Genomic DNA, 22,929 nt, shown 5'->3' with positions numbered 1-22,929 from the left:
AAGACAAAAAGACACCTCCGCGCGCGGTAAACAATTAAAGAAACCATGGGGCTCCGCCCCCTGGACCCCCGAAAAGATGTCCTCAAACGCCGGACGGGCTGGAATCTCCAGCCCGTCCGGCGTTTGAGGACGAACTCGGCGAAGCCGGTGATGACGTCCTCCAAGGCCCCCGCGCCGAGCGGGTTTTCGGGAAGGGGCGGGGTTGGGGACTAATCCGCCGGAGGCAAGAAGACCTCAGGCCCTGCCAGCTGCACCCGACCCCCCACCTCGATCAAACCCCCCGGCGCCGGCGCCGTAAGGATCTGGGAGCCGCGCCCCTGCGTGATGTTGAGCGCCCGGCCCAGCCGCTCCGTCAGGAGCAACGCCGCCGCCCCCGTGGCTTCGTCCTCCCGGATGCCGTCGTCCCGCCCGGGAAAGCCCCGCGCACGGACCCGCCCCGCGGCCTCGTCCTCCCACGCCCAGGCGTACACCCACTCCCCCGGCGGGGGCACCGCGAGTGCGTCCACCTCGGCAGGGGTGGAGTACGCACGCAGCGTCCGCCCCGGAGCCCACTGGGGCCGCGCCGCGATCCAGTTGAACTCCCCGTCCTGGCGGGCCTGCACCACCCCCGCGGGAGTGACGAGTTCGGGGACGTCCAGGAGCCAGGACGTCCCCACGCAGGGGTGCCCGGCGAACGGGAGCCGCAGCGTAGGGGTGTAAATGTCGATGACCCCGCGCTCGGGGTCATCGACGAACACCGTCTCGCTGAAGCCGAGCTTCGCGGCGATCTCCTGCCGCTCGCCCCGCCCGGGCACGCGGGCCCCGTCGCGCACGACACCCAACTCGTTGCCGTGCCGACCGTCGGGCCCGCAGAAGACTCGCAGGACGTCAAGGCCCTCAGGACCTTCGAGGCCGCCAAGTGGTTCTGTCACTCCGGCATTCAAGCATCCTCAGGACGTACGGCGCCGGGCCACGTAGACAGCTCCCGCACCGGCGACGATGACCGCCCCCGCCGTTCCGAGCAGCGCCCCCGTCGGCACCGAAGCACCGGTGGAGGCCATCGCGCCCCCCGTACCCCCGCCCACCGAGCCGCCGCCGAGGTCGGACGAACCTCCGCCGGCGGTACCGGAGGTGGAGCCACCCGTCGAACCGTCACCGTTACCGCCGGACGGCAACTCCGCGCCCTCGGCGACCGAGAGCGCCACCGTCACGGGGTCGATCGCGTCGCCCTCCTTGTAGGAAGACGGCGCGTCCTCGCTCTCGAACTGCTTCGCGCCCGCCGCGGTGAACGCCGCCGGCACCTTGTCGAGCACGACGACGTCGTTCTTCGCGGCGTACGACGCCTTGGAGAGGTCCAGCGTCGCGAACTTCACGTCGTTGTTGGTGCCCTTGGGCGTGGTGACGTCCACGGTCAGCGTGCCCTTGGTGCCGTTCGCCGCCACCTTGACGTCACTGAACTTCATGTCGATGCCGTGCGCCTTGTACTCGAAGCGGACGGCGCCGCCGAAGGACGCGTTCAGCTTCTTCGCGTCGCTGTCCACGTCTCCCTCGGCGAACGGGAAGTCGTAGCCGTTGTCGTTCTTCTCGGCGCCGCCGGAGAGCGTGGCGCCGCCGCCGGACTCGATGTAGCGGCGGAAGCTCTCCTTCACGCCCCAGGCGAGCGAGCCGTCGTGCACCTCGCCCGCGGGCTGCTCGGTGCCGGACGTCGGCTTGGGCGTCTCGGTCGGCTTCTGCGTCGGCTTGGGCGTCTCGGTCGGCTTCGCGGTCGGCTCGGGGGTCTGGGTGGGCTTCGGGGTCCCGGTGGGCTTGGGCGTCTCGGTCGGCTTCTCGGTCACGGGGCCGCCGGCCGTCACCGTGAGCGTGGCCGGGTCGAGCTTGTCGCCCTCCTTGTACATGCCGTTGAAGGCCTTGGCGCCGTCCGCCGTCAGCGTCGCCGGGATGTCCTTGAAGGTCATCGCGCCGCCCTCGCCCTGGCCCGGCCTGATTCCGGTCAGGTCCAGCGCGGCGAGGTCGATGTCGTTCTGGGTGGCGCCGTTGAGGGTGACGTCGGCCTGGATGGCGCCGCCCGTGCCCTCGGTGCGGACCTTGACGTCGGCGACCTTGATGTCGAAGCGGTGGGCCGTGGAGACGAAGCGGACGCCGCCCTTGAAGGCGGTGTCGGTGGCGTGCGTCCCGGTGTCGTACGTGCCCGTGCCGTCGGTGAAGGTGAACACCCCGTTGTCGGCGGCCTGCTTGGCGCCGTCCGTGGCCTCGATCTTGCCCGCGGCGATGCCCGTGACGTACTTGCGGAAGGACTCCTTGAGGCCCCAGTCCAGCGTGCCGTTCTTGAGCTCCAGCTTCGCCGGCGCGGCGGCGGAACCGCTGTCGGCGGCGAGCGCCGGGAGGGTCAGGGCGGTCGCGCCGAGCGTGACGGCGGTCGCGACGGCTGCTGCGAGGGTTATGGGTCGACGGGTGGCGGCCATGGTCAGGCTTCTCCTTGGAGAGGTACGAAAGAAGAGTGGATGAGCGGGGAGGGAGAGAAGGTCAGGAGTCCGATGCGGCATCGGAAGCGGCTGCCGTCGCACGCTTCTTGCGTACGAGCCCGAAGGTGACCGCCCCGGCGAGCAGCACCGCCACGCCCGCGCCGATGCCGATCGGCACGGCGGGCGACGAGGAGTCGGACGAGTCGGCGGCGTTCTCGGTCTTCGGCTCGGCTGCGGCCTTCTTCGCCTTCGGCGCCGGGCTCGCGGACGAACCGAGGTCGGGCAGCGCGGGCAGCTTCGCGTCGGCGTCGAGGGCGACGGAGAGCGAGAGCGGGTCCATGTCGGAGCCCGCCTTGTACATGCCGCCGAACGCCTTGGAGCCGTCGGCGGTGAGCTTCGAGGGCACTTCGGTGAGGGAGACGAGCCCGTCCTGCGGCTTCAGCTCCTTGGCCGCGAAGGTGACCAGCGGGGCCTTCTTCAGCGTGACGCCCTTGTCGCCCTTGCTTTTCACGTCCGCGAGGAGCGTGCCCTTGCCGTCCTTCACCTCGACGGCGACCTTGCTCAGCGCGAGGTCCAGGCCGTGCTCGCCGGTGAAGCGCACCGTGCCCGCGAAGTCGGCGGCGAGGGTCTGCTTCTTCTTGTCGTAGGTCCCCTCGCCCTCGGGGAAGCGGAAGAGCGCGCCGCCGTCCTTTGCCCCTTCCGTCAGTTTCCACTCGCCCTTGGCGATGGACCCTGTGACGTACTCGCGGAAGGTGCGGCGCACGCCCCAGTCGACGGCCGCGTCCTCGATCCGTCCTGCCTTGGTCTTCTTGCCGGAGTCCGGGGACTTCGACGGCTTCGGCGACGGCTTCTGCGAGGGTTCGCCGGAGCCGGACTTCGCCACGAGGTCCGTGGACAGGCTCACGCGGTCGAGCTCGGTGCCCGCGGCGTAGTACCCGGCGAAGGCCTTCGCACCTTGGGAAGTGAGCGTCGCGGGGAGGTTGTTGAGGGCGATCGGTCCCGATCCGCCCTTCATGTTGATGCCGGACATGCCGAGGTTCGCGAGAGGCACCTGAGCGGTGGACGTGACCTTGCCCGTGCCCTTCTCCTTGCTGACCATGTCGGCGTAGAGCGTCCCCGAGCCGCCGGAGATCTTGACGGTGGGGCGGCTGACGGTGAGGTCGAGCTCGTACGAGCCGCCCTTCTTGTGCCCGAGGAAATGCACCCCGCCCGAGAACCCGGCGCTGAAGGCCCCGCTGTCCGGGTCGTACGAGCCCTTCGCCGAATGGAAGCGGAACTGGCTGCCGCCGACCGTGGCGGCGCCGCCCTGAAGGGTCGAACTCCCCTGCGCTATCGGCCCGGTGACGTAGCTCTGGAACGAGGATTTGATGCCCCAGTCGAGCCGTCCGCCCTGGACCGTGCGGTCCTCGGCGTGCGCGACGCCCGCCGGGAGCAGCGCTCCGACGAGTGCGGTGAGCACGGCCGCGGCCGATCCGCGGGCGATGGCTCGCGCCTGTCCTGACGACGACATGGGACCCCTCCAGATGTGGCTAATGAGGTAAGGCTAACCTAAACTACGATCACCCCGGCTGGAACCCCCATCCCGGCCATCCAGGCCCAGGCGCCCCACGGCAGCCCTCCCTTCACCCCCGACAACTCCCGGGCGACAAGCCCCCAACAGCACGACAGGACGGTGGACTTCGGTGCGTATGCCGCGCTCAATCCGTATGGCCGGCGCGTGGACCGCCGTTCTCGCCCTGGCCCTCACGGGCTGCGGAGCGTCGTCGGACGACGGCGGCGGGACCTCCCCGAAGGCGAAGGCGGCGGCCTCCGCGCCCGACCGGGTCGAGCCGCTGAAGACCCGCCCCGAGCCCGAGCTCCCCGCCACCGTCACGTCGGCCGACGGCAAGAAGGTCACCGTCGCGGACACGAGCCGGATCGTGCCGCTCACCGGCAGCCTCAACGAGATCGTGTTCACGCTGGGGCTCGGCGAGAACGTCGTGGCCCGCGACATCACCGCGACCTTCGAACAGGCGAAGAAGCTGCCGGTGGTGACGCGCGCGCACGACGTGTCGGCGGAGAGCGTCCTTTCCCTGAAGCCGACGGTCGTCCTCGCCGACACCTCGACGGGCCCCGCCGAAGCCGTCGACCAGATACGTGACGCGGGCATCCCGCTCGTGGTGTTCGACCCGGCGAAGAGCCTCGACGACGTGGGCCCCCGGATCGACGCGGTGGCCAGGACGCTGGGGGTCGGAAAGTCGGGCGACGAGCTCAAGTCCCGTACGCAGGAGCGGATCGCGAAGGTCCGCAAGTCCATACCGGCCGCCGCGCGCACCGAGAAGCCCCGCGTCGCCTTCCTCTACCTGCGCGGCTCCGCGTCCGTCTATCTGCTCGGCGGCCGCGAGTCCGGCGCGGGCTCGCTCCTGGAAGCGGCGGGCGCGGTCGACGCGGGCAAGGCGTCGGGCCTGGAGAAGGACTTCACGGCGATCACCAGCGAGGCCCTCGCCAAGGCTGCCCCCGACGCGATCCTGGTGATGTCCAAGGGGCTCGCATCGGTGGACGGCGTGGACGGGCTGCTCAAGGTCCCCGGTGTCGCCGAGACCCCGGCCGGTCTCGACCGCCGCATCGTCTCGATCGACGACGGGGTGCTCCTGAACTACGGGCCGCGCACGGACCAGGTACTGAAGTCGCTGGTGGAGCAGTTGTACGGGAGCGGCAAGTGACCGTCCTGACCAAGCAGGCGGACGCCGGGTCCGCCGACGCGGAGCCTGCGATTCCGCGGGCCCGCCGCCGGGGCGCGGCCGCCTCCCTGACCGCGGGCCTCACGGCCGTCCTCGTCCTCCTCTGTCTCCTCTCCGCCGGGATCGGCGCCTACGACATCCCCCTCGGAGACGTGCTCGGTTCCGTACAGCACCGGATCGGGCTCGGCGGCAGCGCGCTCGACCGGGTCGCGGAGAGCGTCCTGTGGAACGTACGGCTGCCGCGTGTGACGCTCGCGCTGCTCGTCGGCGGATCCCTGGGCTGCGCGGGCGCGCTCATGCAGGGCGTGTTCGGCAATCCGCTCGCCGAGCCGGGCGTCATCGGGATCTCGGCGGGCGCGGCGGTCGGCGCGGTGGCGTCGATCGCGCTGGGCCTGAGCTTCTTCGGGAACTGGACGGTGACGGTCTGCGCGTTCGTCGCCGGGCTCGCGACCGTCCTGCTCGTGTACGTCCTCTCGCGCAACGGAGGCCGTACGGAAGTCGTCACGCTGATCCTCACCGGCATCGCCGTGAACGCGTTCGCGGGGGCCCTGATCGGACTCTGCATCTTCTTCGCGGACAACGCGCAGGTCACCCAGATCACGTTCTGGCAGCTCGGCTCGCTCTCCCAGGCCACGTGGCCGAAGGTCCTCGCCGTGCTGCCGTGCGCGGTGGCGGGCCTGGCGGTGGCTCCGCTGTACGCGCGCAAGCTGGACCTGCTCTCGCTCGGCGAGCGGCCCGCGCGGCATCTGGGGGTCGACGTCGAGCGGCTGCGTCTGGTGCTCGTCCTGGTGGTCGCGCTGCTGACCGCCGCTGCCGTGGCCGTCGCCGGGATCATCACGTTCGTCGGCCTTCTCGTCCCGCATCTGCTGCGGATGGCGGCGGGGCCGGGGCACCGCTTCCTCGTGCCGGGCAGTGCGCTGGGCGGGGCGGTCGTCCTGGTCGGCGCGGATCTCGCGGCGCGGACGGTGGCGGCGCCCGCCGAGCTGCCGCTCGGGGTGCTCACCGCGCTCTTCGGGAGCCCGTTCTTCTTCTGGCTGCTGCGCAGGACCCGTCGCAAGCAAGGGGGTTGGGCGTGAGGACGCGTCTCGCCGATCGGCTGTTCCCCTCCGGCCGCGGGCTCGCGCCGCCGGAACCCTTCGCTCCCGGTGACGTGCTCGCCGAGACGTCGGAGCTCGTGGTGCGGCTCGGCGGGCGCGAGGTGCTCGCGGGGGTGTCCCTCAGGGCTCGCGCGGGCGAGGTCCTGGCCCTGGTCGGGCCCAACGGGGCGGGGAAGTCGACCCTGCTGGCGGCGCTGGCCGCCGACCTTCCGGCCGACGAGGGGGCCGTACGCGTCTGCGGGCGGCCCGTCGCGCAGTGGCCCGCGCGTGAACTGGCGCTGCGCCGGGCCGTGCTGCCGCAGGCCGCCGCGCTCTCCTTCCCCTTCGCGGTGGAGGACGTCGTACGGATGGGGCGTGCGCCCTGGGCCGGGACGGATCTGGAGGACGACGACGAGCGGGTCGTACGGGAAGCGATGGCCGCGACGGAGGTCGTCGAGTTCGCCGCACGTCCGTTCTCCGCGCTCAGCGGCGGTGAGCGGGCGCGGGTCGCGCTGGCCCGTGTCCTGGCCCAGCGGGCACCGCTCCTGCTGCTCGACGAGCCGACCGCGGCGCTCGACCTGCGCCATCAGGAACTGGTCCTGCGGATCTGCCGGGAGCGGGCGGCCGCGGGCGAGGCGGTGGTGGTGGTCCTGCACGATCTGGGGCTGGCGGCGGCGTACGCGGATCGGGTCGCGGTGTTGCGGGGCGGGGTGCTCGCCGCGGAGGGGCCGCCGGCCGAGGTGTTCACGGGAGAGCTCCTCTCCCATGTCTACCGCCAGCCGGTTGAGGTCTTCCCGCACCCGCGCAAGGGGGCTCCGCTGGTGACTCCGGTGCGGGGCCGAGGCCCTTCTTGACCCCCGCTTTGCCACCCCATGAACCCCCCATCACCCCACCGTGACGCACCTGTAAGCACCCTCCGTCCGGTGAGAGGTGAATCACGGAACGGCTGGGTATCGACCAGGTAAGGCTCAGTTAAGTTAGGTCCGCCTCACCGGCACGTCGGATGCCGGGATCATGATCCGTGAACCGCCTTGGAGCCCCCTATGCGCCCCGTCCGCCTGTCCGCCGTCACGGCCCTCGCCGCGGCCGCCGCGCTCACCGCCGTCACGGGCTGCACCGAGAAGAGCGACTCCAAGGGCGGCGGCAACACCGTCGAGGTGACCGCCACCGACGACAAGTGCGAGGTCTCCACGACCAAGCTGCCCGCCGGGCACGTCGAGCTGGCCATCGAGAACAAGGGCTCCAAGGTCACCGAGGTCTACCTCCTCTTCCCCGACGACCGCATCGTCAGCGAGCGCGAGAACATCGGCCCCGGCACGAAGCAGAAGCTCACCGCCGAGGTGAAGGCCGGCTCGTACCAGATCGCCTGCAAGCCCGGCATGAAGGGCGACGGCATCCGCCAGAAGGTCACCGTCAGCGGCGGCAAGACCGTCAAGCGCGACCCGCGTCTGGACAAGGCCGTCGCCGACTACCGCGCCTACGCGCAGGAGCAGGCCGACGCGACGCTGCCCAAGGTCAAGCTCTTCACCGACGCCGTCCGCGACGGCGACATCGAGGCCGCCAAGAAGGCATACGCCAACTCCCGCATCGGCTGGGAGCGCACCGAGCCGGTGGCCGAGTCCTTCGGTGACATCGACCCGAAGGTCGACGTCCGCGAGGACGGCCTGGAGGAGGGCCAGGACCTGGAGAAGGACTGGACGGGCTGGCACCGTCTGGAGCGGGCCCTGTGGAAGGACAAGAAGATCGGTGAGCGCGAGAAGGAGCTCGCCACGCAGCTCGACAAGGACCTGAAGGACTGGCAGAACCGCGTCGGCAAGGCGGAGATCACCCCGACCTCCATGGCCAACGGCGCCAAGGAGCTCCTCGACGAGGTCGCCACCGGCAAGGTCACCGGCGAGGAGGAGCGCTACTCGCACACCGACCTCGTCGACTTCAAGGCGAACGTCGAGGGCGCGGAGAAGGCCTACGACCTGCTCAAGGCCGTCGCGTCGGAGAACGACCCGGCGCTCACCAAGGAGCTCGACAAGCAGTTCGCGGCCCTGGACAAGCTGCTTGCCGCCTACCGCCAGGGCGGCGGCAAGGACTCGTACACGTTCACGGCGTACGACAAGCTCGACAAGGCGGACATCAAGGATCTCCAGGACGGCGTGAACGCGCTCGCGGAGCCGCTGTCGAAGCTGGCCGCCGCTGTCGTCGTCAAGAACAAGTAGCGGCAGGGGGAACCGGACGATGACCGAGACCACGAGCGACACGGCCGACGTGTCCGTGCCGGACCAGGACACCGGCTCCGGTTCCCCTTCGCGGCGTTCGCTCCTTGGCTGGGGTGGTGCCGGGCTCGCGCTGGGCGCCGCCGTCACCGGGGGCGCGGTCGCGGTGAGCCGGTCCGGGGACGAGGCCGTGCCGGCCGCGTCGGCGGGCGGCGCCGTCGCCTTCCTCGGCACCCACCAGGCGGGGATCGCGACCCCCGTCCAGGACCGGCTGCACTTCGCCGCGTTCGACGTGAAGACGGACGACCGCGAGCAGTTCGTGCAGCTCCTGAAGGACTGGACGAAGGCCGCCGCGCGGATGACCGCGGGGCACGAGGTCGGCGAGGGCGCCGTGGGCGGGCTCGCCGAGGCGCCGCCGGACGACACCGGCGAGGCGCTGGGCCTCAAGCCGTCGCGGCTGACCCTCACGATCGGCTTCGGGCCGGGTCTCTTCGAGAAGTTCGACCTGGCGGACAGGCGCCCCGAGGCCCTCGTCGACCTCCCGAAGTTCCCCGGCGACAACCTCGACAAGTCCCGCGGCGGGGGCGATCTGTGCGTGCAGGCCTGCGCGGACGATCCGCAGGTCGCCGTGCACGCCATCCGCAACCTCGCCCGCATCGGCTTCGGCAAGGTCGCGGTGCGCTGGTCGCAGCTCGGGTTCGGCAAGACGTCCTCCACGACGCCGGGCGCGCAGACCCCCCGTAACCTCTTCGGCTTCAAGGACGGCACCCGTAACGTCTCGGGCGAGGACAACTCGGCGCTGGCCAAGCACGTGTGGGTGGGCGAGAAGGACGGGCCCGGCTGGATGACCGGGGGCTCGTATCTCGTCGCGCGCCGCATCCGCATGAACGTCGAGACCTGGGACCGGACTCCGCTCGGCGAGCAGGAGGACATCTTCGGGCGCGACAAGGGCAAGGGCGCTCCGGTCGGCAAGGCCAAGGAGCACGACGAGCCGTTCCTGAAGGCGATGAAGCCGGACTCGCACGTCCGGCTCGCGCATCCGGACACGAACGACGGCGCGACGATCCTGCGTCGCGGCTATTCCTTCACGGACGGCAGCGACGGGCTCGGCCGCCTGGACGCGGGGCTCTTCTTCCTCGCCTACCAGCGGGACGTCCGTACGGGATTCATTCCGGTGCAGCGCAATCTGGCGCGCTCCGACGCGCTCAACGAGTACATCCAGCACGTGGGTTCAGCGGTCTTCGCGATCCCGCCGGGCGTCCGCGACAAGGACGACTGGTGGGGCCGGGCACTGTTCAGCTGAGGGGATCTGACGGACATGTTCGGTAACTATCTGATCGGCCTGCGCGAGGGCCTTGAGGCCAGCCTGGTCGTCTGCATCCTCATCGCCTATCTGGTGAAGACGGAGCGGCGCGACGCGCTCAAGCCCATCTGGATCGGCATCGGCGTCGCGTGCGGGCTCGCGCTCGGCTTCGGGTGCGCGCTGACCTTCGGTTCGCAGGAGCTGACGTTCAAGGCGCAGGAGGCGCTGGGCGGTTCGCTGTCGATCGTCGCCGTGGCCCTGGTGACGTGGATGGTCTTCTGGATGCGGCGTACGGCCCGTCATCTCAAGGCGGAGCTGCACGGCAGGCTGGACGCGGCACTCCAGATGGGCACGGGCGCCCTGGTCGCCACGGCGTTCCTCGCCGTGGGCCGCGAGGGCCTGGAGACCGCGCTGTTCGTGTGGGCCTCGGTGCGCGCGTCGAACGACGGGACGCCGGGGCCGCTGATCGGCGTGCTCCTGGGCCTGCTCACGGCGATCCTGCTGGGCTGGCTGTTCTACAAGGGCACGGTCCGCATCAACCTGGCGAAGTTCTTCACCTGGACCGGCGCCATGCTGGTGGTCGTGGCGGCGGGCGTCCTCGCGTACGGCGTCCATGACTTGCAGGAGGCGGAGTTCATCGGCGGCCTCCAGAACAAGGCGTTCGACATCAGCGCGACGATCCCGCCGGACAGCTGGTACGGCACGCTCCTGAAGGGCATCTTCAACTTCCAGCCGGATCCGACGGTTGTCCAGGTCACGGTGTGGCTGCTGTACCTGATCCCGACGCTCGCACTCTTCTTCGCCCCGGTAGGGTTCGGGCCCGGGAAGGGGAAGGTGAACGCAACGCATGAGCAGGCTTCCAAGGCAGCGCACTCCGATGCGGGTCGGACGGCGGCAGCGGCCGGTCCGGTACGCGATGGTGGCGTCGACGGTGACCGTCCTGACGGTGACGGCGAGCGGGTGCGTGACGGTGCACGGGGAGCGGGAGGTCGTCCCGTCGGCGACGAAGGCTGAGGCCGACCGCGCTCTGAAGGACTTCCTCGTCGCGTACAACAAGGCCGAGAAGGCGTACGACCCGGCGCTGGACGCGGCGCGGGTGACCGGGCCGCTCGGTGCCATCAACCAGGCGGGCCTGAAGGTGCGGGGCACGCAGAATCCGGGCGGCAATCCCAAGCAGGTGCCGCTGGAGCTGACGGACGCGAAGTTCTCGATCCCGAAGAAGGCCGGCTGGCCCCGGTGGTTCGTCGCGGACACGAAGTCCAACCGCAGGGGCGATCTGCGCTGGGTCCTCGTCTTCACCAAGGGCAGCAAGGACCAGCTGTGGGAGGCGTCCTACCTGAACCTGGTCTCGCCCGAGAAGATGCCCGAGCTGAAGAAGGACAAGGACGGCTGGGCCGAGCCGGTCGCGGCAGACTCCAAGGCCCTTGCGGTGGCGCCGCAGAACCTCGGCAAGGAGTACACGACGTACTTGAAGTCGGGCGGCGACACCTTCGAGCCGGGCAGCCACACGTCGCTGTGGAAGGCGGCCCGCGACAAGAACACCAAGCGCCGTGGCATCGCCGTCCAGTACATCGACGAGCCGCAGAACGAGGGAACGTTCGCTCCGGTGGGCCTGCGCACGCGGGACGGCGGCGCGATGGTCTTCTTCTCGACGCACCACTACGAGAAGCGGACGGCCGCGAAGGGCGTGGAGCTCACCGTGGATCCCGCGGTGAAGCCTCTCCTGAAGGGCGAGGTCAAGGAGTCGGTGACGCTGGAGCGCGTCTCCAACCAGCTCGTCGTCGACCCGGCCGGGACGGGCAAGGTGTCGTTCCTGAGCCGCATCCAGGGCCTGACGGGCGCGCAGGGCCATTAGGCCCGCCGGGCGGCGGGCCGGGTTCCCTTCGCGCGTGTGCCCGCCCCGCCGCGAGCGGCCGTGCGTGCGTCAGCCCCGCAGCGGCCAGGCGGCGGCTTCGTGCTGGGGCTCGCCCGCGACGCGGGCGCATTCGTCGGTGAGGATCTCCAGGAGCGTCAGCGGGTCCGGAAGGGCGTGCTCGGGTCCGCGGATCCAGCTGACGGCCAGATCGCCGGGCAGCCGTGCGGGCGGCACCAGGACGTACGAACCGCGGCAGTGCCAGCGCAGGCCGGGGTGTTCGTTCGTCGTCTCGGGGTGGCAGTCCAGCTCACAGGGCCACCACTCGTCCTCGTCCTCCGGGGTGCCGCGCGTGAGCGTGAAGAAGAGCATCCGCCCCTCGTCCATGACGCCCTCGGACTCGGCGACCGGGCCCACTTCGATGCCGTCCGCGAGCAGCCTGGCCAGCGCCTCGCGCCCGGCGGCCACCGGTACGTCGAGCACGTCGTGGACCATGCCCGTCGCGGTGATGAAGTTGGCCTGCGGCTGATGCCTGGCCCAGCGCTCGATCTGCCCGCGGTCCGTCGTGGACTGCGTCTGCCAGGCGAAGGAGATGGGGTGCCTGGCGGGGGTGGGACAGCCGATGCGGTCGCACGAACACCGGTACGCGGAGGGGTGCGCGGCCGGTGAGAGCGGCAGGCCCGCTGCCGCCGCCGCGAGGAGCAGCGCCTCACGGCCCGCTTCCTCGCCCGCCGTGTTGTCCTCCGGTCGGGGACGCCGGCGAAGCCACTGGGAAATCCTGCTCTGCCCGCCGGACCGGCGGCCGAACTCCGCGCCCATCAATCCCCTCACCTCGCATGTGTGCCGAGAAGCATGTCCCATGGTCGCACCATCCTGCTCCTCGGGGGGCCAGAGCCCACATCCGGGGTAGCTGGGGTGATGCACGGCGCAGGGTGACATCGCGCGTCATTGTGTGGCAACAAGGGATATACGCCCCTACCGTGTTCGCCATGGTCACCAGGACTGTGCTCACGGGACTCTCGGGGTTCATGAGCCTCGCCACATTGACCCTCGCGACGCCCGCCGGAACCCTCAACCCGCTCGAATGGGGCGGCGGCCCCCTGACGGTGGAGGCTCTCCCCCGCGTCACCTACACCGCCCACCGCGGCGGCGCCCTCGAAGTGCCGGAGAACAGCATGTCCGGCCTGGTGGCGGCGTACGAACGCGGCACGGCCCAGGTCATCGACGTCGATACGCGGATACTGCGCGACGGCACGCTGGTGGCCATCCACGACGCGACCCTGGACCGTACGACGACGTCCACGGGCCCGGTGCGTTCGCTCACCCTGCGCCAGTGGCGGCAGGTCAGGCTGCGGCCGGGGGCCGGTCTGCCCGGCAGTTGGCGTGCCGAGCGGCCGCCGACGGTCGCCGAGGTCCTGGACCGCTTCGGCGGGCGCATCGTGCTGATGCTGGAGGCCAAGGACCCGGCCGGCCTGCGCAGGCTCGGCTCGCTGATCCGCGCGCGGAACCTGACCCGCTCGGTGTTCGTGAACTCCAACGACCCCGCCGTCGCCCTGCGCGCGCACCGCATGGGCCTGCTCGCGCAGGTGTGGCGCTCCAGGGAGCAGATGCGCACGGACCGGCCCGCTCGCTGGGCCGGGTTCGTGGACGTCCTCGACGTGGATCACAAGGCGCGGGACGTGGATGTCCTGCGCGCGGTCAACTCCGGGATTCCGCGGGTGTGGGCGCACACGCTGACCACGCCGGGCCAGCGCGACCGGGCGCTGCGGCTCGGCTGCAACGGCGTGATCACGGACGCTCCGGGGCTGCTCGCGCGGACGCCGGTGAAGAAGGGGTGGCCGGTCGGGCCCGCGTGATCAGCGGGGCGCGATCCCGTACAGGGCGTACTCGACGAGCTTGTCGCCGTACTCGTGCGTGAGCGGTCCCGTCCGCTGGAGCCAGCGCTGGGCCATCGGGCCGGTCCACAGCTCCAGGGCGATGCGGGGGTCCACCTCGGCGGAGACCTGGCCGGCTTCCTGGGCGATGCGCAGGCGCTTCACGTAGAGCTGGAGCGAGGGCTCCAGGAGCTTTTCGACGTACTCGGCGCCGATCTCGTCATTGAGCATGCCCTCGGCGGCGAGTGCCCGGTAAGGGGCGTCGTACTTGGGGTTCTTGAGCTCGTCGATGGTGGCCCGCACGACGTACTTGAGGTCGGCTTCCAGGTCCCCGGAGTCCGGGATCTCGTGCTCCGGTTCGCGGCCCGCCTCGGTGCTCGCCTCCACGCTCGCCTGGTGGCCGAGGTCCAGGAAGGCGTCGAGGAGTACGGCGCCCTTCGACGGCCACCAGCGGTAGATCGTCTGCTTGCCCACGCCCGCGCGGGCGGCGATCGCCTCGATCGTGAGCTTGGCGTAGCCGACCTCGGAGACCAGTTCGAGGGCGGCGTCATAAATCGCGCGGCGCGAGCGTTCGCTGCGGCGCTTGGAGTCAGGGGCGGATTTCGTGGTCATGCCGTCGAATGTAGCAGCGGGCGAGCCGAGACGTACCGTCTCATTAAAGCTTGACAAGACGAACCGTCTCGTTCAGAGTAAGTCATCGAAGCGAGACGAGACGTCTCGCCGAAGGCGCTCGATCACTCGATCCGGAGGTATCCACATGTCGCGAGGCGGAGCAGGAAACATGCTGGGCGTGGGCGGTACGCGCACCAACCTCTCCCGCAAGGCGTTGCGCGGCGGGGGCCGCGGCGGCCAGGTCGGCGGCGGGCTCAGCCCGCAGGCGCAGAAGCGTGAGCTGCTGCGCAAACTCCAGGAAGGCCGCTCGGCACGCGACGAGTCGTGAGCCGGGGACGCGGACGGCGGCCTGACCATCCGCCGACCCGGGTGGACCACGCACCGAACCACCCGTTCAGATCACAGCGCGAGGGCTCCTCAGACCGCACCATGGGCAGCAACTGACCCACTACGGGCAGGAACTGACCACCGCGGTACGTGAGGAGCCCTCGTTGAGTCGTATTCCTCGTCGCGCCACACCCCGGCGCTATCTGATGTGCTCACCGGCACACTTCAAGGTCACGTACTCCATCAACCCCTGGATGGATCCCTCCAAACCGGTCGACGTCCCCCTGGCCATCGCCCAGTGGGAGGACCTGCGCGACCGCTACCGCTCGCTCGGCCACACCGTCGAGGAGCTCGTCCCGCGTCCCGGCCTGCCGGACATGGTCTTCGCCGCGAACGGCGCGACCGTCATCGGGGGCCGCGTGCTCGGCGCGCGGTTCGCCCACCCCGAGCGCGGGCCCGAGGCCGTCGCCCACCTGGAGTGGTTCCGGGAGCACGGCTTCACGGACCTCCTCGAACCCACGCACGTGAACGAGGGCGAGGGCGACTTCGCCGTCACGTCCTCATACGTCCTGGCCGGACGCGGCTTCCGGGCCAGCCCCCTGTCGCACGGGGAGGCGCAGGAGTTCTTCGGCCGCCCGGTCATCGGCCTCGATCTGGTCGATCCGCGCTACTACCACCTGGACACGGCGCTCGCGGTGCTCGGTGACACGGGGGACGCGACGGACGACGTCATGTACTACCCGCCCGCATTCTCGCCGGGCAGCCAGGCGGTCCTGCGGCGGCTCTTCCCCGACGCGCTGATCGCCGAGGAGCCGGACGCGGTGGCCCTCGGGCTCAACGCGGTGTCGGACGGCCTGCACGTGCTGCTCCCGCAGGGCGCGGTCGGCCTCTTCGCGCCGCTGCGGGAACGCGGCTACGAACCCGTCGCCATGGACCTGAGCGAACTGCTCAAGGGCGGCGGCAGCGTGAAGTGCTGCACGCAGGAGCTGCGCGGCTAGCTCTCCGCGCTCTCCTGGTGGGGCGGCGGCCATGCGTCGCCCCACTCCGCGTCGCGGGCCGCGCGGTACAGCGGGCCGTGGCGCTTGGTCACCGTCTCGCGGTGCAGCCTCTCGTCCGGCGCGCACAGGTCGAGCAGGACCTGGCCCTTGCGGATCTGGGGCTTGCGCACGACGCGCTCGGGCGCGGGGACGGCATCGAAGCGGACCGCGGCCACGTAGCTGAACTTCTCGTCCTCGTACGCCAACGAGCCGCCCTTGACCTGCCGGTGCAGGGACGAGCGGCTGACCCGGGCGGAGAAGTGGCACCAGTCCTCGCCGGGCACGATGGGGCAGGCCGAGCTGTGCGGGCAGGGCGCGGCGATCCGGAATCCGGCGGCGACGAGGCGGTCCCGTGCCTCGATGACGCGTGCGTAGCCGTCGGGGGTGCCCGGCTCGACGATGACGACGGCCTGCGCGGCACCGGCCGCCGCGTCGACGACCGAGCGCCGGTCGGCCTCGGTCAGCTCCTTGAGGACGTACGACACTGTGACGAGATCAGTGCTCTCGATGCTGAGCGCCGATCCGATACGAGAGCGCTGCCACTGCGTGGTCTTCAACCACGGGTTGGCGGCGGCCAGTTCACGCCCCAGGGCGAGCGCAGGCTCGGCCCAGTCGAGGACCGTGACGGGCCGCTCTCCGTCCCAGGTCGCGCTCACCGCCCAGGTCGCCGCGCCGGTCCCGCCGCCGACGTCGACATGGCTGCCGGGCGCCCACCCGGCGGGCGCCGCGTCCGCGAGGGCGCCGAGCGCGGAACGCACCGCTTCGAAGGTCGCGGGCATCCGGTAGGCGGCATAGGCGGCGACGTCCGCCCGGTCCCGCAGGATCGGCGCGTCGGTAGGCGTACTCCCCCGATAGTTGGCGATCAGCCGCTCGACGGCCTGCGCGGCCTGCTTGGCCGGAAGCCCGTCGAGCAGCCCGGCAAGGGCAGCACGCAGGGTCTCACCGGGGACTACCGGGGAATGGGGGACGTTCACCCGGCAATTCTACGGCGGGACAGGCCCCGTAAGGGGCGCGGGGAACTGCGCGACAAGCCCCCACCGGGCCCGCAGGCAAAAGCACCGCCCCCGGCGAGGCTCAGCGCGCAGCGCGGGCAAGCCGGGTGGCGGCCCGGGCCCGAGGCCCACTGTCCAAAGCCCCGCGCCGCGGATGCACCGCATTGGCCAGCAGAATCAGAAACGAGTCAGTGGCGGGGTCGATCACGAGGGACGTACCGGTGAAACCGGTGTGCCCCGCGGCCCCGCGCCCCGCGAGCTCCCCCATGAACCACGCCTGGTCGAGATTGAACCCGAACCCCGGCGGCGTCAGCATCAGCTCGACGAAGTCGGGCCCGAGGATGCGCGCCGTACCGTAAGAGCCGCCGCACAGCAGCGCCCGGCAGAAGACCGCGAGGTCGCGCGCGGTGGAGAAGAGCCCGGCGTGCCCCGCGACACCGCCGAGCGCCCAGGCGTTCTCGTCGTGCACCTCGCCCCGCAGCATCCCCCGGTCCGCCTTCGCCCAGGGCCTGCGCTGGTCCTCGGTGGCGGCCGCGTCGGGGCGCGGCCCGAAGCCGGTGGCCGCCATGCCGAGCGGCCGGGTGATGCCCTCGCGAACCAGGACGTCTAGCGGGCGGCCCGTGATGCGCTCCAGGACGTGCTGGAGCAGCAGCATGTTCAGGTCGGAGTACAGATACTCGCCCGGCGGCGAAGACGGCGCCTCCGTGGCCAGGGCGGTGAACCGCGCCGCGTCGTCCGGGCAGTCGTACAGCGGCAGTTCGGGACGCAGGCCCGAGGTGTGCGTGAGCAGCTGGCGCACGGTGATGCCGTACTCGGCGGCGGCGGTGAGCTCGGGGACGTACGCCGAGACGCGCGCGTCGATGCCGAGCGTGCCGCGCTCCAGCTGCTGCATCGCGGCGACCGTGGTGAAGAGCTTGGTCAGCGACGCCAGGTCGAAGGGCGTGCCGGTGCGGGTCAACACCTGCTCCGCGGGCGGCAGTTCGACCCCCGCACCGGCCTCCGCGTCGTAGGCGGCATAGCGCACCGCGCGGCCCACCGCCTCCTCGACGGCGATCACGGGGCCGCGTCCGGCGAGCACGACGGCGCCCGCGCACCAGGGCCGTTCCCCGCGCGTCAGCGCGCGCACCTCGCGTACGAGGTGACCCATCTCCTGCGTGTCGAGCCCCGCGCGGTCCGGTGTCCCGGCGCGCAGGAGGCGTGGCGCGGTCAGTGGTCCGTCCCCTCCCGGTTCGGTCTGGCCGAGGAGTGCTGCCAGGGGCGGCACAGTCCCACGAAGCAGCCGATGGCCGCCAGCCCGCAGAAGAGCTGGACGACGGCCATCGGTACGGCCGTGGCCTCGCCCGCGATGCCCACGAGGGGGGACGCGATCGCGCCGATGAGGAAGGAGGAGGTGCCGAGCAGCGCGGACGCGGAGCCCGCGGCGTGCGGGGTGCGCATCAGGGCGAGGGCGTTGGTGTTGGGCATCGCGAGGCCCATCGCCGACATCAGGACGAAGAGCCCGGCGGCGACGGGGAACAGGCCGACGTCCCCGAAGGCCCCGGAGGTCATCAGGAGCAGCGCGGTGGCGGCGAGCACGATGACCGTCAGGCCGAAGGCGAGCGCCTTGTCGAGGCTGACCCGGCCGACGAGGATCTTGCCGTTGATCTGGCCGACGACGATCAGGCCGACGGAGTTCACGCCGAACAGGAGACTGAAGGTCTGCGGAGACGCCCCGTAGATCTCCTGGATGACGAACGGCGACGCGGAGATGTAGGCGAAGAGGGCGGCGAAGGCGAAGCCGCCCGCGATCATGTATCCGGTGAAGACGCGGTCGGCGAGGAGCGACTTCATGGTGCGCAGCGCCTCGACGGTGCCGCCGCTGTGCCGCTTCTCCGGGGCGAGCGTCTCGGGCAGGCTCCGCCAGACCACCGCGGTCAGGGCGATGCCGATGACCGTGAGCACGGCGAAGATGCCGTGCCAGTCGGTGAAGCGCAGGACCTGGCCGCCGATGAGGGGCGCGACGACCGGGGCGACCCCGGAGATCAGCATCAGGGTGGAGAAGAAGCGGGCCATCTCCACGCCGTCGTAGAGGTCGCGCACGACGGCGCGGGCGATGACGATGCCCGCGGCGCCCGCGAGGCCCTGCAACAGGCGGAAGCCGATGAGGAGTTCGACCGTGGGCGCGAACGCGCAGATCGCGGTGGCGAAGATGTAGACGAAGAGCCCGATGAGCAGCGGCCTGCGCCGGCCCCACTTGTCGCTCATCGGCCCGACGACGAGTTGCCCGAGCGCCATGCCGGTGAGGCAGGCGGTGAGGGTCAGCTGCGCGGTCGCGGCGGACGTGTGCAGCGAGCGGGTGACCTCCGGGAGTGCCGGCAGGTACATGTCCATGGAGAGCGGCGGGACCGCGGTGAGGCCGCCCAGGACGAGGGTGACGAGGAGGCCGGTGCGGCGCTTGGCGGCGAGGCCCGCGGGCGGGGCCGGAGCGGCGGGTGCGGCAGGTGCGGGGCCCGGGTCCGCTTTCCGGGACTGCCGTATGAGGGAGCCGTCGGACTCACTCGTGGTGCGGCTGCCGTGCTCCGGCATGCGGGTTCCTTTCCGATTAGGCGTGCGATTACCTATGCTCTCAGCTCAGTCGTGCTGGTCGAGACCATTTCCGCGGTACTCCGCGGTACGGACAGGGGCCCCAGTGGTGGAAGACAACCGTGAACCCGTGCGCTGGGGCATCCTCGCGACGGGCGGGATCGCCGCATCGTTCACGGCGAACCTCCTGGACATGCCGGACGCGGAGGTCGTCGCCGTGGCGTCGCGCACCGACGCGTCGGCGAAGGCGTTCGCCGAGCGGTTCGGGATACCGCGCGCGTACGGGAACTGGAGCGCGCTCGCCGAGGACGAGGACATCGACGTCGTGTACGTGGCGACGCCGCACGCCTCGCACCTGGCGGCCGCGGGGCTCTGCCTCGACGCGGGCCGGGCGGTGCTCTGCGAGAAGGCGTTCGCGCTGAACGCGCGCGAGGCGCAGGAGCTGGTGACGCTCGCCCGGCGGCGCGGCCTGTTCCTGATGGAGGCCATGTGGATGTACTGCCATCCGCTGGTCAGGCGGCTGAAGGCGCTGGTCGACGACGGGGCGATCGGTGAGGTGCGGACCGTGCAGGCCGACTTCGGGCTCGCCGGGCCCTTCCCTCCCTCGCACCGGCTGCGCGACCCGGCGCAGGGCGGTGGCGCGCTGCTCGATCTGGGCGTGTACCCGGTCTCGTTCGCGCATCTGATGCTCGGGGAGCCGTCGGGGGTGACGGCGAGAGCGACGCTCTCGGACGAGGGCGTCGATCTCCAGACGGGAATGCTGCTCTCGTGGGAGAGCGGTGCTCACGCTTTGTTGCACTGCTCCATCAACGCGGGCACCCCGGTCAGCGCGTCCGTCACCGGTTCGCGGGGCCGCATCGACGTACCGGACGGCTTCTTCTTCCCGGAACGCTTCGTGCTGCACCGCGACGGCCGCGATCCCGAGGAGTTCACCGCGGCGCCCGGCGACGGCCCCCGCGACAGCCTCAAGCACGAGGCCGCCGAGGTCATGCACCGCCTTCGCGCGGGCGACACGGAGTCCCCGCTCGTCCCCCTGGACGGCACCCTGGCGGTCATGCGGACCCTGGACGCCGTGCGGGAGCGGATCGGGGTGCGCTACCCGGGCGAGTGAGCGCACCCCCGTGCAGGGGCCCGGTGCCTGGGCGGGCTTCAGGCCCGGTGCCTAGGCGGGCTTCAGGCCGGGGTTGCCCGCCTCCGTCACGAAGGACGCCGCCGTGGTGATCGGCGCGCCCGGCTTCGTCACCGCCGACACCGTCTTGAAGTCGGCGCGCGCGGACTCCTGGCCGAGGACCACGGTCACATAGCCGCGGCGCCCGTTGTAGAACTTCATGTGCGGGTTGGCCTTGGTGTAGGTCTCCCAGTTCGCGGGCTTCTCGGCGCCGTCCTTGCCGCTCGCGATGGACGTGGCGACGATCTCCGTGCCGACCGTCTTGGACGCCGGGGTGTCGAAGTCCTTCTTGATGTCGTAGGCGTACCCGACGTGCACGTCGCCCGTGAGCACCATCAGGTTCTCGATCCCGGCCGACGCCGCGCCCGCCAGGACGCGCTCGCGCGATGCGGGGTAGCCGTCCCAGGCGTCCATGCTGACCTTCGCCACGGGGTTGAGGTCGAGCTTGCGCTGGGAGAAGTTGACCTGCTGCGGCACGACGTTCCACAGCGCCTGCGAGCGGCGCCAGCCGTCGATGAGCCAGCGCTCCTGGGTGGCTCCGGTGAGGGTGCGCTTGGGGTCGGTGGACTCCGGTCCGGGGATGTCGGAGCCGTCGCCGTAGGCCTGGTCGGAGCGGTACTGGCGGGTGTCCAGGACGTCGAACTGGGCGAGCTTGCCCCACTTCAGGCGGCGGTAGAGCTGCAGGTCCGGGCCCTTGGGCTGCTGGGGACCGCGCAGCGGCAGGTTCTCCCAGTACGCGCGGTAGGCGGCGGCGCGGCGGATCAGGAACTCGGCGGGCGGGTTGCCGTTCTCGTCGAGGTCGCCCGCGTAGTTGTTCTCGGCCTCGTGGTCGTCCCAGGTGACGACGAAGGGGTGCATGGCGTGCGCGGCGCGCAGATCGGGGTCGGTCTTGTAGAGGGCGTACCGCAGGCGGTAGTCCTCCAGGGTCTGCGTCTCGCGGTTGTAGAGGGCGGGCAGGGTGCGGTCGGTGTAGTTGCGGGCGCCGCCCACCGAGTTCACCGCGTACTCGTAGAGGTAGTCGCCGAGGTGGAAGACGACGTCGACGTCGTCCTGCGCCAGGTGTTTGTACGCGGTGAAATAGCCGTCGTGGTAGGCCTGGCAGGAGACCGCAGCGAGCTTCAGGGAGCTCACCCGGCTGCCGGCCGAGGGGGCGGTGCGGGTCCGGCCCGTCTCGCTGATCCACGTGCCGGTCTTGAAGCGGAAGTAGTAGGTCCGGCCGGTGTTGAGGTAGTCCACCGCGACGCGCACGGAGTGGTTGTACTCGGGGTGGGCGGTGGCGGAACCGCTTCTGACCACCTGGCGGAAGCGGGCGTCGCGCGCGACCTCCCACTGGACGACGACGCGCTGCGCGGGCAGACCGCTGCCCGGCTCGTACGGGGACGGGGCGAGGCGGGTCCAGAGCAGGACCGAGCCCGGCTGCGGGTCGCCGGATGCCACGCCGAGCGTGAACGGGTTCTTGGTGATCTTCCGGCCGTCCAGCTCGGCGGCGCTCGCCGCGCCCGCCGTCGGCAGGTTGGTGGCGAAGGCGAGCGCGGCTGCGGCGCCGGTGACGGTGAGGAAACGCCGACGGCCGAGGTGGCGCGCGGCGGCTCGGAGCTCTGCGGTGTCCTGCTGGCCTGCGGGTGTCATATGGCCCTCCCCTGACGATTGGTGTCCAGGGCATGCAAGTGGTGGGGGAAGACGCGCGACTGTCGCGTACACAACACCTGCATGGCGGACGGATGATGTCCGCATGGACGCCCCTCCCGTACGCTGCGGGGCCATGAACGCTGAGCCAACTGAGCAACCGACCGGACAGACGAAGACCGCCGTGGTGACCGGCGCGGGCTCCGGGATCGGCAGGGCCGTGGCCGTGGAACTGCTGCGGGCCGGCTGGTCCGTGGCGCTCGCCGGGCGCCGCGTGAAGACCCTCGAGGAGACGGCGGCGATCGCCGCGGGAGTGTCGGAGGGCGCCGCGGTGCGGCCCGTCCCGCACGCCGAGGAGTCCACCGAGGTGAACGCTCCGGCGCAGACCGACGCCCTGTGCCTGCGCACCGACGTCTCGGGCCCCGAGGACGTGGCCGCCCTCTTCTCGGCCGTACGGGACCGCTTCGGCCGCCTGGACCTCCTCTTCAACAACGCCGGTACGTTCGGACCGGGCGGCGTCCCGGTCGACGAGCTGGCCTACGACGCGTGGCGGCACGTCGTCGACACGAACCTCAACGGCTCGTTCCTGTGCGCGCAGGCGGCCTTCCGGCAGATGAAGGAGCAGGACCCGCAGGGCGGCCGGATCATCAACAACGGCTCCATCTCCGCGCACGTCCCGCGCCCGCACTCCGTCGCGTACACGGCGACGAAGCACGCGATGACCGGCCTGACGAAGTCGCTCTCCCTGGACGGCCGCCCCTACCGGATCGCCTGCGGGCAGATCGACATCGGCAACGCCGCGACCGACATGACCGAGCGGATGCAGACCGGAATCCTCCAGGCCAACGGCGAGCTGGCGGCCGAGCCGGTGATGGACGTGGCGGACGTGGCGCGAACGGTGCGCCACATGGCGGAGCTCCCGCTGGAAGCGAACGTGCAGTTCGCGACGGTGCTCGCGACGAACATGCCGTTCGTCGGGCGGGGCTAGGCAGCCGGCGCCTTTCGGTGGCCGACCGTGACCCCGTGTTCACGGTCGGCCCACATCTGCACAAACGGAATAGATGACTCCGCGTCAATTACGCGCATGACGCCCCGTATGCTCAACGAGCCCTCCACGGGAACTCCACATTCA

Annotated in this window: 21 protein-coding genes; 12 read left to right on the top strand and 9 right to left on the bottom strand. The window is 71.1% G+C overall.

Features of this window, described 5'->3' with window-relative positions; translation table 11 throughout:
* Positions 1–209 precede the first annotated feature (209 nt).
* From ACQKIP_RS05030 to ACQKIP_RS05020, 3 genes are all read right to left on the bottom strand, one after another.
* Positions 210–911 (bottom strand): PhzF family phenazine biosynthesis protein, encoded by a 702-nt coding sequence (locus ACQKIP_RS05030; RefSeq protein WP_365852499.1) that lies wholly within the window; start codon positions 909–911, stop codon positions 210–212.
* 18 nt (positions 912–929) lie between these two features.
* On the bottom strand, positions 930–2,441 hold the full coding sequence (locus ACQKIP_RS05025; RefSeq protein WP_365852497.1) for an HtaA domain-containing protein: 1,512 nt from the start codon (positions 2,439–2,441) through the stop codon (positions 930–932).
* A gap of 61 nt (positions 2,442–2,502) precedes the next feature.
* Positions 2,503–3,951, bottom strand: a complete 1,449-nt coding sequence (locus tag ACQKIP_RS05020) for an HtaA domain-containing protein (protein ID WP_365852495.1) — start codon at positions 3,949–3,951, stop codon at positions 2,503–2,505.
* A gap of 178 nt (positions 3,952–4,129) precedes the next feature.
* On the opposite strand from ACQKIP_RS05020, the gene ACQKIP_RS05015 reads away from it, so the two are divergent.
* The 7 genes from ACQKIP_RS05015 (at position 4,130) to ACQKIP_RS04985 (ending at position 11,602) form a co-directional block, all read left to right on the top strand.
* Positions 4,130–5,143, top strand: a complete 1,014-nt coding sequence (locus ACQKIP_RS05015; protein ID WP_365852493.1) for a heme/hemin ABC transporter substrate-binding protein — start codon at positions 4,130–4,132, stop codon at positions 5,141–5,143.
* Positions 5,140–6,237, top strand: coding sequence for a FecCD family ABC transporter permease (locus ACQKIP_RS05010; RefSeq protein WP_427742184.1), 1,098 nt, complete (start codon positions 5,140–5,142; stop codon positions 6,235–6,237). The genes ACQKIP_RS05015 and ACQKIP_RS05010 overlap by 4 nt, the downstream gene beginning before the upstream one ends.
* Complete coding sequence (locus ACQKIP_RS05005) at positions 6,228–7,091, top strand: heme ABC transporter ATP-binding protein (protein ID WP_427742182.1); 864 nt, start codon at positions 6,228–6,230, stop codon at positions 7,089–7,091. Before ACQKIP_RS05010 ends, ACQKIP_RS05005 begins: the two co-directional genes overlap by 10 nt.
* A gap of 189 nt (positions 7,092–7,280) precedes the next feature.
* A complete protein-coding gene (efeO, locus tag ACQKIP_RS05000; protein WP_365852491.1) occupies positions 7,281–8,447 on the top strand; it encodes an iron uptake system protein EfeO in 1,167 nt (388 codons plus the stop codon).
* A 19-nt stretch (positions 8,448–8,466) separates the two neighbouring features.
* Positions 8,467–9,747 carry an iron uptake transporter deferrochelatase/peroxidase subunit gene (gene efeB, locus ACQKIP_RS04995; RefSeq protein WP_365852489.1) on the top strand — a complete coding sequence of 427 codons (1,281 nt, stop codon included), beginning with the start codon at positions 8,467–8,469 and terminating at the stop codon, positions 9,745–9,747.
* A gap of 15 nt (positions 9,748–9,762) precedes the next feature.
* Entirely contained in the window at positions 9,763–10,761 is a 999-nt protein-coding gene (gene efeU, locus ACQKIP_RS04990) for an iron uptake transporter permease EfeU (RefSeq protein ID WP_365852487.1), read from the top strand.
* Positions 10,664–11,602 (top strand): hypothetical protein, encoded by a 939-nt coding sequence (locus tag ACQKIP_RS04985; RefSeq protein WP_365853428.1) that lies wholly within the window; start codon positions 10,664–10,666, stop codon positions 11,600–11,602. The genes efeU and ACQKIP_RS04985 overlap by 98 nt, the downstream gene beginning before the upstream one ends.
* A 69-nt stretch (positions 11,603–11,671) precedes the next feature.
* On the opposite strand, the gene ACQKIP_RS04980 is transcribed toward ACQKIP_RS04985, so the two are convergent.
* Positions 11,672–12,418: a bifunctional DNA primase/polymerase gene (locus ACQKIP_RS04980; protein WP_365852485.1), complete on the bottom strand. Its 747-nt coding sequence runs from the start codon at positions 12,416–12,418 to the stop codon at positions 11,672–11,674.
* A 170-nt stretch (positions 12,419–12,588) separates the two neighbouring features.
* Between ACQKIP_RS04980 and ACQKIP_RS04975 the strand changes: the two genes are divergently transcribed.
* Positions 12,589–13,455 carry a glycerophosphodiester phosphodiesterase gene (locus ACQKIP_RS04975; protein ID WP_365852483.1) on the top strand — a complete coding sequence of 289 codons (867 nt, stop codon included), beginning with the start codon at positions 12,589–12,591 and terminating at the stop codon, positions 13,453–13,455.
* Here ACQKIP_RS04975 and ACQKIP_RS04970 read toward each other — a convergent pair whose 3' ends face one another.
* Complete coding sequence (locus ACQKIP_RS04970) at positions 13,456–14,085, bottom strand: TetR/AcrR family transcriptional regulator (protein ID WP_365852481.1); 630 nt, start codon at positions 14,083–14,085, stop codon at positions 13,456–13,458.
* 145 nt (positions 14,086–14,230) lie between these two features.
* Here ACQKIP_RS04970 and ACQKIP_RS04965 point away from each other — a divergent pair, with 145 nt between their 5' ends.
* Together ACQKIP_RS04965 and ddaH are read left to right on the top strand one after the other, a co-directional pair.
* Positions 14,231–14,413, top strand: a complete 183-nt coding sequence (locus tag ACQKIP_RS04965) for a DUF6243 family protein (protein WP_365852479.1) — start codon at positions 14,231–14,233, stop codon at positions 14,411–14,413.
* Between the two features lie 172 nt (positions 14,414–14,585).
* Complete coding sequence (gene ddaH, locus ACQKIP_RS04960; protein ID WP_365853426.1) at positions 14,586–15,410, top strand: dimethylargininase; 825 nt, start codon at positions 14,586–14,588, stop codon at positions 15,408–15,410.
* On the opposite strand, the gene ACQKIP_RS04955 is transcribed toward ddaH, so the two are convergent.
* The 3 genes from ACQKIP_RS04955 to ACQKIP_RS04945 form a co-directional block, all read right to left on the bottom strand.
* Entirely contained in the window at positions 15,407–16,423 is a 1,017-nt protein-coding gene (locus tag ACQKIP_RS04955) for a small ribosomal subunit Rsm22 family protein (RefSeq protein ID WP_365852477.1), read from the bottom strand. The two genes, ddaH and ACQKIP_RS04955, sit on opposite strands and share 4 nt — an antisense overlap.
* Positions 16,424–16,523: 100 nt before the next feature.
* A complete protein-coding gene (locus ACQKIP_RS04950; protein ID WP_365853424.1) occupies positions 16,524–17,588 on the bottom strand; it encodes a serine hydrolase domain-containing protein in 1,065 nt (354 codons plus the stop codon).
* A gap of 59 nt (positions 17,589–17,647) precedes the next feature.
* On the bottom strand, positions 17,648–19,006 hold the full coding sequence (locus ACQKIP_RS04945) for a Bcr/CflA family multidrug efflux MFS transporter (protein WP_365852475.1): 1,359 nt from the start codon (positions 19,004–19,006) through the stop codon (positions 17,648–17,650).
* Between the two features lie 127 nt (positions 19,007–19,133).
* Between ACQKIP_RS04945 and ACQKIP_RS04940 the strand changes: the two genes are divergently transcribed.
* Complete coding sequence (locus ACQKIP_RS04940) at positions 19,134–20,114, top strand: Gfo/Idh/MocA family protein (protein WP_427742187.1); 981 nt, start codon at positions 19,134–19,136, stop codon at positions 20,112–20,114.
* A gap of 51 nt (positions 20,115–20,165) precedes the next feature.
* Here ACQKIP_RS04940 and ACQKIP_RS04935 read toward each other — a convergent pair whose 3' ends face one another.
* Positions 20,166–21,800, bottom strand: coding sequence for an alkaline phosphatase D family protein (locus ACQKIP_RS04935; RefSeq protein WP_365852471.1), 1,635 nt, complete (start codon positions 21,798–21,800; stop codon positions 20,166–20,168).
* Between the two features lie 133 nt (positions 21,801–21,933).
* Between ACQKIP_RS04935 and ACQKIP_RS04930 the strand changes: the two genes are divergently transcribed.
* The gene (locus ACQKIP_RS04930; protein WP_365852469.1) at positions 21,934–22,785 is read left to right on the top strand and encodes an SDR family oxidoreductase; all 852 of its coding nucleotides are present in this window, start codon (positions 21,934–21,936) and stop codon (positions 22,783–22,785) included.
* Positions 22,786–22,929: the final 144 nt, after the last annotated feature.

The sequence above is a fragment of the Streptomyces sp. NPDC059900 genome, from assembly GCF_050270335.1.
Classification (GTDB): Bacteria; Actinomycetota; Actinomycetes; order Streptomycetales; family Streptomycetaceae; genus Streptomyces.
This window is presented reverse-complemented; position numbering and strand designations above follow the sequence as displayed.